Annotated in this window: 1 protein-coding gene and 1 pseudogene; both read left to right on the top strand. The window is 43.0% G+C overall.

Features of this window, described 5'->3' with window-relative positions; all coding sequences use genetic code 11:
- Window positions 1–134 (top strand): annotated as a pseudogene (locus CIK04_RS32090) (DUF3265 domain-containing protein); the annotation flags it as partial.
- A gap of 350 nt (window positions 135–484) precedes the next feature.
- Window positions 485–613: a DUF3265 domain-containing protein gene (locus CIK04_RS32085; protein ID WP_128824578.1), complete on the top strand. Its 129-nt coding sequence runs from the start codon at window positions 485–487 to the stop codon at window positions 611–613.
- Window positions 614–618 lie beyond the last annotated feature (5 nt).

Raw genomic sequence — 618 nt, 5'->3', positions numbered from 1 at the left:
AATTCACATAACAAGGCGTTCAAGAGGGATTCATGCCGCATGGCATTTTGGTATGCGTGAGTTTTAGTGATGAAAGTGGTCTGCAGGAAGTTGGTTTGTGCGGCATTCACCCCTTAACGCGGCGTTATGCTTAATCAAGTAAAATCAGTTGGTTATGGTTTTTCTTTGTTCCCTTGGCTTTTCAGTTTGGTGTTTGTCGGCAAGTTGGCTTTTGTGAGCGCTGCTTTTCGGACTCTTATTCTTTGGCGCTAGAAATTCAGAGAATAGCCTCATTCAATTGTCGGGTAAGCGCGAGGTTGTGGCGGTTGGCTCAATCAGAAATCCATTTCTAGGTTTTCAAACTTCAAACTGGATTTGCCAAAATTCTGAGCCTGATTATCAAAACTATGATTCATTTCGGTTTTCTACGTTTTGGCTTTTGTTTGTGAATCAAAGTCGAGTTAATCTTGGTTYTGAGTMAAACGTAACTCATTGAAGCTTAAGCATAACAAGGCGTTTAAGAGGGATTCATGCCGCGTGGCATTTTTGGTTTGCAGTGAGTTTTGGTGGTGAAAGTGGTCTGCGGAAACTTGGTTTAGGCGGCACTCACCCCTTAACGCGGCGTTATGTTTAGTCACG

Source organism: Vibrio sp. 03_296, from assembly GCF_002265885.1.
Note: the sequence above shows the minus strand (reverse complement) of the source record. Positions and strands in the feature narration are given on the sequence as shown.